The organism is Lawsonia intracellularis PHE/MN1-00, from assembly GCF_000055945.1.
In the GTDB taxonomy this organism is placed as follows: domain Bacteria; phylum Desulfobacterota; class Desulfovibrionia; order Desulfovibrionales; family Desulfovibrionaceae; genus Bilophila; species Bilophila intracellularis.
This window is the reverse complement of the sequence record NC_008011.1, coordinates 1,385,379-1,402,500: the sequence shown is the minus strand read 5'-3', so window position 1 is coordinate 1,402,500 and position 17,122 is coordinate 1,385,379. Positions and strand designations below refer to the sequence as shown.

Below are 17,122 nucleotides of genomic sequence, written 5' to 3'. Positions count from 1 at the left end.
GCCTTGCTAACATTGTATAACGATTTCTATTAATAATAAGTTCACCAATTAAATTCATTAAATGATCTAACTTTTCATGATCTACACGAATAGTTGATGAAGATTTTTGTTCTGATGTAGCATCATTTGCGTTAGCAGGCTTTGCTTGTGAAGATTTTACTGAAGGAGGTTTTATATTTTTTGGTACATTACTTATAGTCTTTAATACAGGGCCAGGTTTAGATGGAACATGTGACTCTATTTGACCAGGACTTTCTTGTGTTGATAGACTAGAGCTTTTTAAAGACGTAAGGTGTTCTGCTGAAACAACAGGAGTACTGGAAACAGTATCAGTAGTATTACCATCCTGACTTGATAAAACTTCTTTTTGCTCAATTGGTGAAGAAGATAATTGGGTAATACCGTCCCCAGCTAAAATAACTGCAATCATGTCGTCAACAATAGCTACTTCTTGAGTTAAGATGTCTAGCATCAGAGAAAAATCAATACCAGAATCTCTTCCTTGAGCAACAAGCCCTGCTGTCCTTTCAGCATATACTTTTAATTCGTCATAACCCATAACTCCTGCAGCATTTTGAATAGATATTAAAGAACGATATAAAGCATCAATGTACTCTCTCTGACTGCTATCTTGAGCAAGTGCTTCAAGTGCAGCATGTATAGTTGATTGCTGCTGTTTAACCGTTACTGCAAAAGCTATTTCATTTTCTTTATCTGAAGAATTAAAAGCTGATGAAGACTCAGTGCTTGTCTGGGAAACTTGATTTTCAATAGTCTCCACTCCATGCTCAATACTATTTTGCTCTAATGAATCCACTGTATTTAATGAACCAATAAGGGCTTTAGGCAATGTTATATCTTTGCCTGCAACAGCAGATTGCAAACAAACAAGGATCTCTGAGATATCAAATGGCTGTACAATACCTGTAGAACTCTCTATACGCTCTACTAAACTATCTATTACATCTACAACCAAAAGTAACAAATCGATTAACTCATGAGTAGCTACCATTTCTCCATGTCTAACTCGATTCAACAATGTTTCTGCTTCATGAGTGAGGCTATTCAATTCATGAAAACCAATAATACCACTATTACCCTTCAAATTATGAAAATAACGGAATAAATCGTTGATTATTTCTGGATCACTACCTAAGTCTTTTTCAATATCTAAAAGTCCTGTAGTTAAATTTTCTGTAATTTCTACAGCTTCATCAATAAAGTCTTTGAGATGTCCTTCCCCAAAAGCTATGAGGGCATATGACTCTTTAAGTTCTAAACTGTTAATCCATTCATGGGAAGATAAGTTCTCTATTTTTTTTTTCATGTGAAGGAATAGCTTCAACTTTTGTTTCAACTTGATTAACAGGACTAACATCTATCATCTCCAAAGGAACTGGAGTAGCTGGCTGATCAACAGCCTCTAGCACTGTAGTTAATTGGGTCTTACTTTCACTAGTATTACTCTCTGTATCTTGAGTTGGTTGAACTATTGTCGCTGTAACATTTAGTTCTCCACTCATTATGGCATCAATAAGATTCATAATTGATTCTGTTTCTACATCCCCTTCAGACGAAGTCTTTTCTAAATTATAGATCATTTGGCTTAAGGCATCAGTGGCTGAAAGGATTACATCCATAATTTCTGATGTAATAACCATTTCACCTTTTCTAAGCTCATCAAGGATGTTTTCAGCTTTATGTGCAAGATGATTGATTTTATTTAAACCAAGAAAACCTGAAGCTCCCTTAAGGGAATGCATTGGACGAAAAATTTCATTAAGTAATGCTAAGTTATTTGGAGACTTTTCTAATTCAAGCAAATTAGGCTCTATTGTTTCAAGATGCTCTTTTGCTTCAATTATGAAGTCAGCAAATAGTTCGGGATCCATAAAATCTTGGCTCATAACAACATACCTTTTGTATAAAATGTGCACAAGACTAAAACAAAGATTACCCTTTAACCTAATAACATTTTTATATTACGGACAAGTGTATCAGGCTGAGCTGGTTTTACCATATATAAGTTAGCACCAAACTTCATACCTTTTTTTATATCCTCATCTTCTTTCTCTGTCGAAAGAATAATAATTGGTATATTTCTATATAAATCTTGCTCACGGACACTTTTTATAAAAGTAAATCCATCCATCCGAGGCATATTTATATCAGAAACTATAAGATCTACTTTATCGACAGAATAAAGTTTTTCAAGTCCATCTAAACCATCTTCAGCTGTTGTAACCTGATACCCTTTGCTTTTGAAAACAAATGACATAAGATTACGTACAGTCTTAGAGTCATCCACTACAAGGATATGTTTACTCATTTCCCCCCTCCTACACCTTCCTTTGGAATACATCTGTAATAATACGCTCAATAGATAATATAGGTATAAGCTTCTCATATAACTTAAATAAACCAATAATGTATTCTCCTGCCACACCTAATAATGAGTCTACACTCCACTGAATATCTTCATGAATAACTCGATACATATGATGAATATTATCTATTGGAATACCAAACTGAAAGGCTTTGTAATTACAAATAAGTGTAAACATAGAACCTTCACCTAAAAAATTTTTAGTTATATTAAGTAAACTAGATACCTGTACAATAGGTGTAATATATCCACGTAACTTAATAACCCCAGAAACAACCTTTGAAGAAGCAGGAAGTTTAAAGATCGGGACTTTTCTAACAACCTCCTGTACTACAACTGTAGGTATAGAATATAACTGACTACCAAGCTGAAAACCTACTAGCTGAATTTCTGGTATGCTTTGGATATACTTATCTGTAACCACATAATCATTAGTTACTAACGCCTCTTGTATAATGCTTCTTTCTTCTCCACTACCCCTTTCTGATATTGTGGTATACTCTGAATCTAAAAATTCATCTTGCCCCAGATAATTCTGTACTATATATTGTTCTGCTTCAGCCACTCCATTAGTATCAACATCACTAAAATCAAGAAGTTGCTCTTCAAAATATTCCATTGGAGATTTTACCATAATGATACTACTTCTTCTGCCAATGACTCATAAGCCAAAGCTCCTCTAGAAAAAGCATCATATTCAAAAATAACCTTTCCTGCTGTACTTGCTTCTTTTAACTTTGTATCTATAGGAACTACAGTAGAAAACATAATATTTTTCATCTTTAATTGTAATACTTCTAATATATGTCTACAAGCTTTCGTACGCTTATCATACATTGTTGCAACTGCACGATACGGTATTGGCTGTTGTAGTCTCCTATTTATTATTTTCACAGTATCACAAAGTAATTTTAATCCATGTAACGCTAAAAAATCAGTCTGAATAGGAATAAGTAATAAGTCTGCAGCTACTAATGCATTTATAAGTAACACTCCTGACTGTGGAGGACAGTCTATAATAATAAAATCATATTTATCTGATAATAATGATAACGCATATTTCAAAATAAAACCTTTTCTTTTAAAAGGGTGCAATATACTCTCCATTTCAGATAGTCTAGTATCTCCAGAAACAACATCCCATGCTTGACTGTCTCTCTTTAAAATAACCTTTGACCATATAAGAGGAAGCTCTTCCCTATTTGCAATAAGTATTTGATATAAGGTATTGACTTGCCCTTTTGGATAATATCGTAAATGTACAGATGCACAAACATGAGGATCAAGATCAATAAAAAGTACTTTTTTCTTTTTTCTTGTAAGAGCTGCAACAAGCGAGAGTGCTGTTGTTGTTTTTCCTACTCCTCCTTTCTGATTAGCAATAGCAATTATTTTCATAATTATACTTACCATCTAATCTTGTTTACGATAAATGATTGTTCCTGTATGATGTTCTAGCTTAAATGCTTTTGTAATACTATGTAGTGATTCTGAATGTCCAATAATAAGCTCCCCTCCTGGCAGAAGATTATCATAAAAAGCAGATATAACCTGCTTTTTCATTTCATCATCAAAATAAATGATAACATTTCTGCAAAAGACTATTTGTGAACGCTCAACTCGGCTTACTTGAACCTTATCTTTTAAATTAATAGTTCCAAAAGAAACAAGTGATTTAATATTAGACTTTATACGATATCCTTGTCCTTCCCTAGTGAAATATTTATCTATAATATGCTTTGGTGTTGTTCTTAAACTATACTCTGAATATAACCCTTCTTTTGCTATAGATAATACTGACTCAGATAAATCATTAGCTGTAATTTTAATATCCCAATGACTAATTTCAGTACATAATAGTTCATGGATAATAATAGCAATGGTATAGGGTTCTTCACCTGAAGAACATCCTGCCGACCAAATACGCAACTTTTTACGTCCACTCTTTTTTGCTTCTTCTATAACCCTTGTCAAAACCACCTTCTGAAATACTTCAAGTTGAGGAGGGTTGCGAAAAAAACTTGTTTCATTTGTTGTAACTGCATTAAATAGATATGTAAGCTCTGTTTGCCTATTAGGATCAAATTTTAAATAACTATAATACTCTCCATAACTTTTAAGATTTAAAGCTCTAATACGTCCTACAAGTCTATTTTCTATAAGATATTTCCTGTTATCGGCAATAAAAATACCGCTTTTCTGATGTATAAAATCACGTAATTGTTTGAACTCGCTGTCTGTAATTCCAGGGCTAGAACGAAGTGATGTTGTTTCAATTGGAAGTGCCATTAAAAATCTTCTCCTTGCTCTTCCTGAATATAACTTAATGCATCAGAAACTGCTTGTTGGATATCAGGGTTCTCATGATTAATAAGGTTTAACAAAGCTTGGAAAGCAAGCTTTCCACCTATAATCCCAAGTGCTTCAATAATCTTCATTGTCACAAGAACATCAGCATTTTCTAATCTATTAATGATAGCTAATACTGCTACTTCTTCTGTTTTATAATCAATTAATGCCTCTATTGCCCTGATCACCACCCAACTATCACTATCTTCCAACATATTGATAATAAAAGATAATGATTGTTGTGTTCCTATCTTTTTTGCCAAATTAATTAAAGCTAATCGTACTTCCTTGCATTCATCATATACAATAGAGGAGATAGATTCAAAGAGTTCAGGAGTTATTTTAGAAAGCTCTCCTAATGATTCAATAGCAGCTCTTCTTACTTCGCCTGAACTATCCTTTAAAGCTAATAATAAAGAGTTTACATATGTTTCTGGACTTATTTTACCCATTGCATATATTGCTAACATTCTAAGTGAAGGATCTTCATTAAAAAATAACTCAATAACTTGTTTATTTATCTGTTCATCATTCAAAGCCAGACAGGCCTCAAGTGCTGTTTTTCTAACCTCAACATCTGGATGATAAAGATAGCTTAGTATATCAGAAGATAAAGCAGGCGATAATTGTTTTCCCAAGAAGAGAAGTGCAGCTTTAATAATAGAAATATCTGTATGTCGTGATAATACTTCAGTAAAAAAACTAAGATTAGATGTATCTGCAATATTAACAAGATAATTTATAACAAACCTCTGTAGTTCTAATGGTAAAATCCAAAAAGATTCAATAAAAAGTCCTACACAATCTTGGTCACCTATACTACCACATACTTCAATAGCAACTTTAACAACTTCTTCATTTTTAGAAAAAATTCCTTCTTTCAAAGCACTATTATAACCAACATCTATGAGACATTTAATGGCTGCTGATAAAAGATCAGCATCATGAAGAGAGTCCATTTTTTGAATACGCTCAAAAACCTTACGTGTTGTTGCTTCCTTACCTTGAAAGAAAGAAAGACCTGTGAACGCAACAAGAACAATCTCTTCATCTTCATCTTCAAGGGCAACAAGAAGGTATGTATATAGCTTATCTAAATCTTTCTCTCCTAAAAGACCAAGAGACGGAGCACCAATAATTTGTATTATAGCCTTAACAGTAGCATTTCGAAGCGGCCCTGTACTCTTATCAAGTTGTTGAAGTAGAACAGGCACTGATAACATATTCCCAATTATACCTAATGCATTAATTATTGTACTAGCAACAAAGTCAGAACTTTTGGGGAGTGCAGCTAACAAAATGTCGACACAAGCGTTAGCCTTTAGTTTTGTAAGTGCTTCAACTGCAGCAAATTGAACCCAATCTTCGTCTTTTTCAAGAGCATTACTTAATGCACCCTTAGCTTCACTATATCCTAACTTACCAAGGCTTATACATGCTTGATAACGTACATTTACATCTGTATCATTCTCGAGCACTTCTATAAGCATACTTACAGCTGAAAACGATCCTACAGATCCTAAAATATCAGCTACAAATATACGTATATCAACATCTTGATCATGAAGTAATTTATATAAAGTATTGAGATCATCAGCGCCAATTTCTTGTAAAATATCTATAGCGCTATTACGAATTGCAACATCTTCTAACCGTAATAGTGGTATTAAAGATTGTACTGTCTCTACTCCCCTAATCTTTCTTATTGCATATTCTGCAGCTTCCTGTACTCCAAAATTTGGACTCTGGAGATGTTTTATTAACAAAGGAATACTGTCAGAAGCCTTTAGTTCAGCTGCTTCAAAAGCTGCAGAACGAATTTCATCTGACTTATCACTCTCAAGTCGTGTCAAAATTTCTTGTGTTATCTGTTCCACATTATGATTTATCATGATAATGACTCTCAACAGATATATTATTTATAAAGAGCCGAAGCTACCCTTTCCGCAATGTTATCAAGATCAACAACTTCATCCGCAAGACCACCATCTACTATTGCTTTTGGCATACCATAAACAACACATGAAGCTTCACTCTGAGCAATAACAAATCCTCCTTTAGATTTAAGTACTCTCATCCCTTCAACCCCATCACTTCCCATACCTGTCATAATAACTCCAACAGATCTTCCACCCATGCTTTTACCAACTGACTCCATAAGAACATTAGCAGATGGCTTATAAAGAGCTGTTGATGGTTCAGAAACCACAGAAATCTGAGGTAAAGCACCTTTCAAGTCTAAGCGTAAATGTCTTCCACCCGGACATACATAAGCTATGCCATTTTTTATAGGATTACCATGCTCGGCTTCTTTTACAGAAATTTTACACATACTGTTAAGTCGTTCTGCAAAAGGTTTTGTAAAAGCTGCTGGCATATGTTGAGCAATAAGAATACAAGCTGGAAATGTTTCTGGAAGCTCTGAAAGAACCTTTTGTACAGCTGGAGGTCCTCCTGTTGAAACACCAATGGCAATAATATCTCTCCTAGACCTTTCTGAATGATTAGGTGATGTAAAAAAATCTTTTTTTACAGGAGAGATAATAGGTACTTTATCTTTCCTTATCCGCTTTAATGGAAAGCGTTTTGCTCGTGCTGCAACAGCTTTGACCTTTGTACACAGATCTGATGATAGTGCTGCTAAGTCCATACTTGCCAAGCTATTACCTGGATACTTTGGGATAAAATCAACAGCTCCAAACTCAAGAGCTTTTAATGTTGCTTCAGCTCCTTCTTTTGTTAAGGAACTGACCATAATTACAGGTAATGGCATTTCATCCATAATAATTTTTAAAGTTGAAATACCATCAAGTTTTGGCATTTCAATATCCATAGTAACAACATCAGGTTTAAGGTTTTTTATCTTCTCAAGACCTTCTATACCATCTTTTGCAACTCCAATAACTTCAATTTCTGAATCTTGAGTTAGCATTTTAGTAATAGAGCTTCTAAAAAATGCAGAGTCATCAACTACAATAACACGTGTCAACTGAATACTCCATATATAAAATATATAAGTTTAATATATTTAAAATGTTTATAATATATTACATTACTATAAATATCTATAAACAAATATAGATACTACAGAGTATATGTTAAGCAACTGTATTACTTTTGACAACTCATTAATAGATATAAAATAAAATTATTAAATAATAAATTATTCACTAATTTATCCAAGAAAAGATAGTTGCATGAATGCCCTTGCCTTTGATAAGTTATTTAGTACTTTCATATAAAAAGTAACAACTATTTATAGTTATTAATAATCTAGTATTTTAGAGAATCCTATAAAGAGAGCCTAATGACTGATAATCATAATGGTGATAATATTCTTGACTTAATACGTAGTGTCTTTCAGGTACATAACGTTGCCCTTTTTTTACCCACTGAGGATGGCAACTTTACTCTTGTCTCAGCTTCAACAGAGTGTGAACCCTATACAGAAGAATTTATTATACCTCCTGGGAAAGGTCTTGTAGGATGGGTGTTACGCCATCAGCAACCGTTAATCCTTAATAATTTTGATCAACGACAAGGGTATCTAGGATATTACTCAAATAACGATGAAAAACTTATCACTTCTTTTATGGGCTGCCACCTTCCTGGAGGAGGAGCGCTTTGTATTGATAGTATAACAAACCACGTTTTTACTGAAGTAGATCAGCAACTTTTACATCGATTTGCAAAACTTGTAGTCAGACAAATAAATACTATGGGTAATGCTAATAATAATCAGAGACTAAGGCGTTACTATGACGGTTTAGAGCAACTATTTAAACTTCATGAACAAACAAATTGGAAAGAATTTCTTTCGCTATTTCTTGCTATAGTAACAGAGACTACAGACTCTGACTATTCTGTTTTTGTTTCTAGCGTAGAGGGATCTTCAACATACTTTGTTGAAGGAGAAAGTTCACCACTAGTACTTCCACACAAAAAACCTTTACCTGAATTTTCATTAGTTAATGGAGGTCTTCTAGGATGGGTATTCCGTAACGAAGTGCCTATATATGCTGAGGGAACTGATGGTTCATCTACTCCTCTTTTTGGAAAGGTATCTTATATACCTGAATTTCAGTCTATCATATGTCTGCCTGTTAGTATAAATAAAATTACATGTGGTGTTTTATGTTTAGCAAGCTGTACAGCCAGACCTCTTCCTCAGGATATGAGAATTTTTACAACAATGGCTACAATATCTCTTGCTCAATACCTTAATATAGTTGCATTGAAATATCGTCTTAATCGCCTTCTTCCAGATGCAACAATCCATAGAAGTGGCGCTATTTTCTATGATCCTGATACAGCACCCATAACGCATATTAAAGAAGAATAATTATGAAACGTAAGTACATTGCTATGGATTTAGGTACAGCAAATACTCTTGTGTTTATTCAGTCACAAGGGATTGTCCTTAATGAACCATCAACAGTTGCTATCGATACTCTTTCTGGAAAAGTCCTTGCTGTTGGAAAAGAAGCTCATGCATATATTGGTAAAGTTCCACACAATATAGAAGTCATTCGGCCTCTTAAAGATGGTTGTATTGCTGATTTTGATATGGCTCAAACACTTATAGCTAATCTACTACAAAAAATTATAGGAAAATGGTTAGTTAGAAAACCACATATGATTATTTGTGTTCCTATTAATATAACAGGAGTAGAAAGAAGAGCAGTTATTGATACAGCTAAACGAGCTGGAGCTCATGAAGTTCGACTTATTGAAGAACCAATAGCAGCTGCTATTGGTGCTAGTCTACCAGTCCTTGAACCAATTGGTAGTATGATTGTTGATATTGGTGGAGGAACAACAGATATTGCTGTTATTAGTATGGGTGAAAAAGCTTGTGCTCAATCTGTAAGAGTTGCAGGTGATGCATTAAATAAAGCTGTCCAGCGTTATCTTCAAGAGCATATGCAAATATTTGTTGGAGAAATCATGGCAGAAAAAATCAAAATGACTTTAGGTTCACTAGAAACACCACCAGAGCCTCTCACTATGGAAATTTCTGGAAAACATATCACAAATAGTGGACCAACAAACTTAAAACTTGATCATACACATGTCCAAAAAGCTATTACTCCTGTTATTGATATTATACTTAAATCAATTCTTGATGTTTTAGAACAAACACCACCTGAGCTTTCCGCAGATATTATGCAACAAGGAATATTACTTACAGGAGGAGGTTCTCTTATTCAAGGTCTTAACACTTGTATAACAAACCTTACAGGACTGCCTGTTAATGTGGACAGAACTCCCTTAACAACTGTAATAAATGGAGCAGGAGCAACACTTGATGATATCGCTAGATATAAACAACTACTCTTAGAATAAAATAACCTAACAAAATATTAACTATCTATTATATATTAGTACTATTTTCTCAAAAAATTATTTTATTATGAATTGCCCATAATAATGATGGTGTCAAAAATTCTGATAATTCTGAGCTAAATCCTGTTAACTCATCTTCATCCAAGAACATCCCATCTTGTATATAGTCATAACAAAAATGAATAGAAGTAGTCATAACAGAAACTGTATATAGTGTGGAAAGAATAAAATTCTCTTGCAAAGGGAAAAAATAGGATCTAGGATTAGATAATGAAGCTTTATCTATTCCAAAACATAAGAGAAGTTCTCTAAGAGCAGCATCCTCGCATGACTCTCCTGCTAGGATATACCCACTAGCTGAGAAATCCCACAAGTTAGGATAAGTTACAAGATGTGATGCTCTACGACTTAAATATATACGACGGTTAGAGTCAAAAAGCTGTACCCAAACAACTTTATATCCCAACTTAAGCCTTGGTGCATGTGTTATAGGTGCAATAATCAAAGTCTTGCAGTCAGCGTCTATAAATTCTACAACTGGTGCTTTATCGTTATTAAAAGCATCTATTGGATAAAAAATATTATTCATATGGACCCAATCTACACACAGAAATGTATACCTCTTACCTATTCTGATTTACCTGAAATTCTTGCTCTAGAAAAACAATATACTTCACATACATGGAATATACCTCAATTTGTAAATGTTCTCAAACAAAAAGGATATAAAACTTTTGGTGTACAAACATACTGTAAAAAACTTATAGGCTATATTTTTATTTACTATAACCAGGATTACTTAGAAGTCATTAATATTGTAGTAGCAAAGCAAATGCAACGAAAAGGATATGGAAAACTTTTGCTTAATACAGCATTGCGACTAGCTGCTAAAAAAGGTATCCTCAAAATAATATTAGAAGTAAGGGCAACAAACGATTCCGCTATTGCTTTTTATAAGAGTTTTGGTTTTATTCAAACAGGAATACGGCAGAAATATTATTCTGATACAAATGAAGATGCCCTTATATATTCAAAAAAAGTTACATCAGATATTTTGTAATATTTTTTATGGAGTTTTCATGAAAATACTTATAGCAGCAAACTGGAAAATGAATAAAAACCGGCTAGAAGCAAAGGATATGATTGAAAAACTTATGTCTATGCCAGAAGGGATTCCTCCCCAAAGAGATATTGTTCTTTTCCCTCCCTTTCTTGCTATTGATACAATAAAAGAAAAATTAAAAAATTCTACTATTGTCATTGGAGCACAAAATTTCTATCCTGCCCCTTCAGGTGCTTTTACAGGAGAAATTTCTTTAGAAATGCTTAAAGATGTAGGCTGCTCATGGGTTCTTATTGGTCATTCTGAACGTCGTCATATTATAGGTGAACTACCTACACTTATTGAACAAAAAACAAAACTTGCTTTATCATATGGATTTTCTATCATTCTATGTATTGGAGAAACTGCACAAGAACGAGAAGCTGGACTTGTTAACAGTGTGTTAGAGCAACAATTGAGAACAAGCCTTACAGATATTCCTTCAAAAGCTATTTCACAACTTGTCATTGCATATGAACCAGTTTGGGCAATTGGTACAGGAAAAGTTGCTTCTCAACAAGATATTATAACTGCCCATACTCTAATAAGAAAAATTTTACATAATATGATAGGTAATACAAGCCAAAACATCAGAATTCTATATGGTGGAAGTGTCAACTCCGAAAATGCTTCTTCTATTCTAGAACTTGACAATGTAAATGGTCTTCTGGTAGGGGGTGCTTCTTTACAAGCAGAATCTTTTATGAAAATTATACATGCTGGATTTTCTGAATAGTATCCACTTAAAATACATAGTTAATTATTTAAAACTAACCATCTATCAATAGTTCTATAAAAAGAACTTCTATTTTTGCTTAAGGAGCTTTTATTGTGAATACTCTCATTCTTTCCCTACATCTAATAGTTTGTATTCTTCTTGTGATTATTGTTTTACTTCAATCTGGAAAAGAAGGCATGGGAGTCATTTTTGGTGGCGGTAATACGTCTGTTTTTGGAAGTTCAGGAGCTGGAGGACTTCTTACAAAACTAACAGCATTTCTTGCTATTATATTTATTATTACATCCCTAAGCTACAATATTATCACTAATACTAATTCAGCTAATCAATCAACAATTCTTGATGTACAAATTGAAAATTCATCCAACACAACACAAGCTCACCCACAATCAAACCAAGAGTCTTCAGTTGATAATCACCAAAAAGAGTAGTTGGTTAACTTATAGGGAGATAGATTGAGATGTTCTAACCTTGTCTATTCCATATAAGTGCTACCCATTCACCTGAAATAACTCTTTGTGCTTTTCCTAATTTTGAGTATGCAGCTTCTACATCATCAGCCTGGTAATCAAGTAGTCCAGAAAGAATTAGATTCCCAGAAGGAGCAAGAAGCTCTATAAGATCTAATGCAAGACACTTTAAAGGTTCTGCAAGAATATTAGCAACAATAAGATTAAAAGATTCTCCTAAACCTGCTTCTACTCCTGCTTCTGTAATGACCATTTGAGATTCTACCTTATTTAATGCTATGTTTTCTGATGCATTAGAAATAGCTATAGGATCAATATCCGCACCTATACCTGTTAACCCTAGTAAAGAACAAGCAATACCTAAAATACCTGTTCCTGTTCCAAGATCAAAAAACCGCATTCCTGGCTGAAGATAGCCTTTTTTAGCACAATGACTAATAGATTCAAGGCATAATACTGTTGTTGCATGATGTCCTGTACCAAATGCACATTTAGGCTCTATAACAATTATCTGTTGATCACTTTTTGGTGTTGTATCTAAAAGCCATGGAGGAAGAATAAGAAATTGATCAGCTATTACTGGAGTGAAAAAATCTCTCCATGCTATAGACCAATCTTGAATTGGTACCTCTTTAACATGGATTTTAATATTAGGGAAAACACTTTGAAGTTTATTACACACTGTATGCTTTACTTCAGAATTATCACAATGAATTCGTAATATTGTTTCACCTGTTGAAAGACTCTCTTCTTCCCATCCATATGGAATATATTGAAATAAAATACTAATAATTACATCTAACTGTGTATCATCAGCAATAATTTCAATACATAATAGTTTAGACATAAAAATATTATTACTCAATAAGTTATATTAATTGTTAATGATGTGATAAAATCTCTTTTAAGAAGCTCTTTGTACGCTCATGCTGTGGATTACCAAAAAACTCTTCTGGTGGACCTTCTTCAAGAATTACACCATGATCCATAAAAATAACTTTATCAGAAACTTCTCGAGCAAAACCCATTTCATGGGTAACACAAACCATAGTCATACCTTCACGTGCAAGATCTTTCATACATGACAATACTTCATTAATCATTTCCGGATCTAAAGCTGAAGTAGGTTCATCAAAAAGCATTACTTTTGGTTGCATAGCTAGAGCTCTAGCAATAGCCACACGCTGCTGTTGTCCTCCTGAAAGTTCTCCAGGAAATTTCAATGCTTGAGAATCAATACCAACACGTGCAAGCAACTCCATTGCTAAAACATGTGCATCTGCCTTACTCACCCCTCGAACTTTTATAGGCGCTAATGTCACATTATCCACAACAGAAAGATGTGGATATAAATTAAATTGCTGAAAAACCATACCTACTTCTGTTCTTAGTTCATTTATATCTACATCAGGATCAAAAATACTTTTTCCTTCAAAAAGGATATCACCTTCCTGAATAGACTCTAACCTATTAATACAACGAATAAGTGAACTCTTTCCAGAACCTGATGGACCACAAATAACTAATACTTCACCTTTTTCTATACGTTCTGAAATACCCTTAAGAACTTGAAATTCACCATACCATTTGTGAATATCTTTTATTTCTATCATCGCCATATGTATGCTATTATCCTTACTTAACTTAATAGTAATATTGTCTAGTGAAACATTCTATTTGTTATTATAATCGACCTTGAATATCTGATCAAACGTTTATTCATAAAAAGGAACATAATAATTTTCCTTAAAAAAATTTATACTTTAAGGTAAATTAAGACTCAGGAAAAACTGTTACATAATTTTTCTTTAAAAATCCTATTGGATAGTAACTTTGTTTTGCTTTTTTTAACCCCTCTTCTCCTAAGTCTTGCTCACGATTAATAAAATCAAAATCGTTACATTCATAACGTACAAAACAGTTATTAATAGCCTGATAAGCACCTCGAATTCCAGGCTTAGCTTTTTCAAAGTGGACAACAACAGTATTTTCATCCAAAGTTTCACCTATAGAAAATGCAATTACCTTATTGTTACTATAGAGTGCTCCACCTCTTAAACTTGGAAATAATCCCCAATTTTTAAAAATATCACAAAGTACCTCCCCTTCAGCAGCTAATGAAGGAGATTTCTTACATTCTCTCCATTTATACCATTCTTTTTGAAACTCAATAAGTTCTAATATGTTAGAATCTCCTATTGGCCTATAGTCCTCTTTGTATTCTCTAAAAAAACTATTTAAGTGATTTCTTTTACTATCAAATCTTCTCCCTGAAAGAGTAGTAAGATCTTTTGTTGAATAAATATATTCCCACTGCCCTGGTGTTTCTTCTATATTTATCTTTCTGGGTAATATTTCTTGCAATAAAGAACATAACATTTCAGGCACACGTTGCATATGTAATCCTCTTTTAAAAAGGGGAAGATTAACCCAGTCAATAGAATTCCAATCTCCTATAGGAGCCCAAAAAATATAATCTGCTCCATCAACATGACGTGTCTGACGAATCCAGCATAAACCAGACTCAAACATCCACTCCAATCCATAAAAATCTTTCCAACCCCAGATATTTGTTAGTGTGTAGTCAGAAGAGTGTTGGGGAGTCATCTCCCATAATAAGGTATAATTATCAAATTTTGAAGGATGTACTGGAGAAAACGCTGCTTCACTCATGATATCCTCCTAAGCTGAGTTGACAGTGTCTATAGCATAGTCATATCATTACTATACTCCCTAGTGCCCTCTAAAAACTATTTTGACATACTATTATACATTGAAAAACGTGCCCAATTATAACGTAGTACAATCCATAAAAGTAACATTGACTGTACAACTTGTGAAACAAGAAGGGCCATGTAAACGCCTGAAGACGTTTCCCACAAAAAATGACTTAAAAACCATGCTAAAGGTAACCGTATACCCCATATAGAACAACCAAAAATAATCATAGGGTATATTGATGCACCTGCACCATTAAGCCCTCCTGCAAGAACTATACTTGCTATTGTAAACGGCACACATAGTATATTATAACTAAGGTAACTAACTATTTCCTGACGTACTAATGGATCAGAAGATAAAAAAGCTGCAAGTGTATCTCTCCAAGGCCATAACATGGCTCCTAAAAAAGACATAGATAAACAAGCTACAAAAACAACCATAAGGAGTACATGCTTTGCTTCTTGCTTATTCCCAAGTCCTAAAGCATATCCTACAAGAATAGCAGATGTCATACTAAAAGCTATTCCAGGTAAAAACAAAATAGCTTCTATACGTATACCAGCTGTAAGTCCTGCTAATGTAGCAACACCTTCAGAAGGCAGAGTTCCTGCAATGATAAATAGAACAAGGTACCCTGTTTGCCAAATAGCTGCAGTAGCAAGAGAGGGTCCAGCAACTTGTAGTAAATACATGGACCCCTTCTTAATCCAACACCAAGGGGGAAAACTGTATCGAGTGAGCCAATGATTATAGAATAAAAGAAAGAGGATAACCACACCCCCAAAAGAAACAGAAATAAATGTAGTCCATGCAATGCCTATAGCACCATATGAAGGCCACCCCCACCATCCAAGACCAAAAGCCATATCTCCAATAAAATTGAGTATACCTATAATGATAGCAACATATAAAGGAATATATACAGATTTTACAGCACGAAAAACAGCAGAACCAATAGTTAACATATACTGGCCAGGCAATGCTAACAGATAAAACTCAAAAAATATAAGTGCCATAGAGAAAATAGATTCAGGGGTTTGCACAAATTCTAAGAATGGTACTTGAAATATAACTCCAAGAATTGTGAGACAAACTCCAAGAATAAGACAACTAAAAACAACAAGTCCTATATAACGCTGTGCTCTGATGTATTTTTTAGCCCCAAGAGACTGACTTATAGATGCCACAGCACCACTAGATGCTGCCATGACAAGAGATAATAATAACATTTGAGCTTGAGCAATAATACCTATTGAAGCTTGCACTTCTGAACCTAACTGACCAGCTGCCCAAACATCTGTAATACTAATAAAAAATTGGCATAGTAACATAGAGGCTTGAGGCCATGTCAATTGCCATATTTCTTGAATTTGTTGGTATTTATTTTTTATTTTCACATCATTCTTCTAAATTAACTATAACCTATTACAGTTATAAATTTTTATAATGTAAGATCAACTTATCTTAGTAAGCATACCAGTTATAGATAGTGCTTGATATAAAATAATACCTGCTGCTGTAGAAAGATTTAGACTTCTGACTGTACTATATATAGGAATACGCACTTTATGTTCATATTGATCCATTAAATCTTTAGGTAATCCTGCTGTTTCACGACCAAAAACAAGAGTATCATCTGCAGAAAACATAAATTGATGTACAGCTACCCCTCCACGTGCGCTTGTTATAACAAGCCGTCGTCCTAATCCATCTGAAAGTAAATAATCATCTAGTTGAGGCCAAACTTTTAATATTACATGTTTCCAATAATCAAGACCTGCCCTCTTTAAATATCTATCTTCTAGCTTAAACCCTAAAGGTTCTATAAGATGGAGAGGTGTATGTGTTGCTGCACATAACCTGGCAATATTACCGGTATTTGGAGGTATCTCAGGTTGATAAAGAAGAATATGCATAATCTACTTACTAACACATATTACTGGTAAAACTATTACAGAAATATTTAGATCTAAAATTTATAATAACTGGTAGACGATATACTAGTCTAG

At 33.8% G+C, this 17,122-nt stretch carries 19 protein-coding genes (1 of these 19 running past the window's edge); 5 read left to right on the top strand and 14 right to left on the bottom strand.

The window, feature by feature from the left end; translation table 11 throughout:
* The 8 genes in view from LI_RS06245 to LI_RS06215 are tightly spaced (at most 53 nt apart) and all read right to left on the bottom strand, a layout consistent with a single transcriptional unit that may run on beyond the window.
* Nucleotides 1–1,327, bottom strand: partial view of a chemotaxis protein CheA gene (locus LI_RS06245; RefSeq protein WP_414738629.1) — the 5' portion only. Its footprint begins 1,109 nt before the window's first position; only the first 1,327 of its 2,436 coding nucleotides appear in the window; the start codon lies at nucleotides 1,325–1,327; its stop codon lies beyond the left edge, outside the window.
* On the bottom strand, nucleotides 1,293–1,907 hold the full coding sequence (locus tag LI_RS07715; RefSeq protein WP_462491127.1) for an Hpt domain-containing protein: 615 nt from the start codon (nucleotides 1,905–1,907) through the stop codon (nucleotides 1,293–1,295). The genes LI_RS06245 and LI_RS07715 overlap by 35 nt, the downstream gene beginning before the upstream one ends.
* Before the next feature lie 53 nt (nucleotides 1,908–1,960).
* The gene (locus tag LI_RS06240; protein WP_011527225.1) at nucleotides 1,961–2,329 is read right to left on the bottom strand and encodes a response regulator; all 369 of its coding nucleotides are present in this window, start codon (nucleotides 2,327–2,329) and stop codon (nucleotides 1,961–1,963) included.
* A 10-nt stretch (nucleotides 2,330–2,339) separates the two neighbouring features.
* Nucleotides 2,340–3,020: a chemotaxis protein CheW gene (locus LI_RS06235; RefSeq protein ID WP_113613231.1), complete on the bottom strand. Its 681-nt coding sequence runs from the start codon at nucleotides 3,018–3,020 to the stop codon at nucleotides 2,340–2,342.
* Entirely contained in the window at nucleotides 3,014–3,784 is a 771-nt protein-coding gene (locus LI_RS06230; RefSeq protein WP_011527223.1) for a ParA family protein, read from the bottom strand. The genes LI_RS06235 and LI_RS06230 overlap by 7 nt, the downstream gene beginning before the upstream one ends.
* 15 nt (nucleotides 3,785–3,799) lie before the next feature.
* Nucleotides 3,800–4,675 (bottom strand): CheR family methyltransferase, encoded by an 876-nt coding sequence (locus tag LI_RS06225; protein ID WP_011527222.1) that lies wholly within the window; start codon nucleotides 4,673–4,675, stop codon nucleotides 3,800–3,802.
* A complete protein-coding gene (locus LI_RS06220) occupies nucleotides 4,675–6,627 on the bottom strand; it encodes a HEAT repeat domain-containing protein (RefSeq protein ID WP_011527221.1) in 1,953 nt (650 codons plus the stop codon). Before LI_RS06220 ends, LI_RS06225 begins: the two co-directional genes overlap by 1 nt.
* Nucleotides 6,628–6,650: 23 nt before the next feature.
* Complete coding sequence (locus tag LI_RS06215) at nucleotides 6,651–7,724, bottom strand: protein-glutamate methylesterase/protein-glutamine glutaminase (RefSeq protein ID WP_011527220.1); 1,074 nt, start codon at nucleotides 7,722–7,724, stop codon at nucleotides 6,651–6,653.
* A 318-nt stretch (nucleotides 7,725–8,042) separates the two neighbouring features.
* Here LI_RS06215 and LI_RS06210 point away from each other — a divergent pair, with 318 nt between their 5' ends.
* Nucleotides 8,043–9,077 carry a GAF domain-containing protein gene (locus tag LI_RS06210; RefSeq protein WP_011527219.1) on the top strand — a complete coding sequence of 345 codons (1,035 nt, stop codon included), beginning with the start codon at nucleotides 8,043–8,045 and terminating at the stop codon, nucleotides 9,075–9,077.
* Between the two features lie 2 nt (nucleotides 9,078–9,079).
* On the top strand, nucleotides 9,080–10,081 hold the full coding sequence (gene mreB / locus LI_RS06205) for a rod shape-determining protein (protein ID WP_011527218.1): 1,002 nt from the start codon (nucleotides 9,080–9,082) through the stop codon (nucleotides 10,079–10,081).
* Nucleotides 10,082–10,130: 49 nt separating this feature from the next.
* Here mreB and LI_RS06200 read toward each other — a convergent pair whose 3' ends face one another.
* Nucleotides 10,131–10,670 carry an NUDIX domain-containing protein gene (locus LI_RS06200; protein WP_011527217.1) on the bottom strand — a complete coding sequence of 180 codons (540 nt, stop codon included), beginning with the start codon at nucleotides 10,668–10,670 and terminating at the stop codon, nucleotides 10,131–10,133.
* Here LI_RS06200 and rimI point away from each other — a divergent pair, their 5' ends adjacent.
* The 3 genes from rimI to secG all read left to right on the top strand — a co-directional run bounded on the left by rimI (nucleotide 10,671) and on the right by secG (nucleotide 12,353).
* Nucleotides 10,671–11,141 (top strand): ribosomal protein S18-alanine N-acetyltransferase, encoded by a 471-nt coding sequence (gene rimI / locus LI_RS06195; RefSeq protein ID WP_011527216.1) that lies wholly within the window; start codon nucleotides 10,671–10,673, stop codon nucleotides 11,139–11,141.
* A 19-nt stretch (nucleotides 11,142–11,160) separates the two neighbouring features.
* Nucleotides 11,161–11,919 (top strand): triose-phosphate isomerase, encoded by a 759-nt coding sequence (tpiA, locus tag LI_RS06190; RefSeq protein WP_011527215.1) that lies wholly within the window; start codon nucleotides 11,161–11,163, stop codon nucleotides 11,917–11,919.
* A gap of 95 nt (nucleotides 11,920–12,014) precedes the next feature.
* Nucleotides 12,015–12,353, top strand: coding sequence for a preprotein translocase subunit SecG (secG, locus tag LI_RS06185; RefSeq protein WP_011527214.1), 339 nt, complete (start codon nucleotides 12,015–12,017; stop codon nucleotides 12,351–12,353).
* Between the two features lie 34 nt (nucleotides 12,354–12,387).
* Here the strand turns inward: secG and LI_RS06180 are convergent, their stop codons facing one another.
* The 5 genes from LI_RS06180 to LI_RS06160 all read right to left on the bottom strand — a co-directional run bounded on the left by LI_RS06180 (nucleotide 12,388) and on the right by LI_RS06160 (nucleotide 17,029).
* Nucleotides 12,388–13,239 (bottom strand): 50S ribosomal protein L11 methyltransferase, encoded by an 852-nt coding sequence (locus tag LI_RS06180; RefSeq protein WP_015353825.1) that lies wholly within the window; start codon nucleotides 13,237–13,239, stop codon nucleotides 12,388–12,390.
* A gap of 34 nt (nucleotides 13,240–13,273) precedes the next feature.
* On the bottom strand, nucleotides 13,274–14,011 hold the full coding sequence (locus LI_RS06175) for an amino acid ABC transporter ATP-binding protein (protein ID WP_011527212.1): 738 nt from the start codon (nucleotides 14,009–14,011) through the stop codon (nucleotides 13,274–13,276).
* Between the two features lie 154 nt (nucleotides 14,012–14,165).
* Nucleotides 14,166–15,065, bottom strand: a complete 900-nt coding sequence (locus LI_RS06170) for a DUF2156 domain-containing protein (RefSeq protein WP_011527211.1) — start codon at nucleotides 15,063–15,065, stop codon at nucleotides 14,166–14,168.
* A 77-nt stretch (nucleotides 15,066–15,142) separates the two neighbouring features.
* A complete protein-coding gene (locus tag LI_RS06165; RefSeq protein ID WP_011527210.1) occupies nucleotides 15,143–16,510 on the bottom strand; it encodes an MATE family efflux transporter in 1,368 nt (455 codons plus the stop codon).
* 57 nt (nucleotides 16,511–16,567) lie between these two features.
* Nucleotides 16,568–17,029, bottom strand: coding sequence for a tRNA (cytidine(34)-2'-O)-methyltransferase (locus tag LI_RS06160; RefSeq protein ID WP_011527209.1), 462 nt, complete (start codon nucleotides 17,027–17,029; stop codon nucleotides 16,568–16,570).
* Nucleotides 17,030–17,122: the final 93 nt, after the last annotated feature.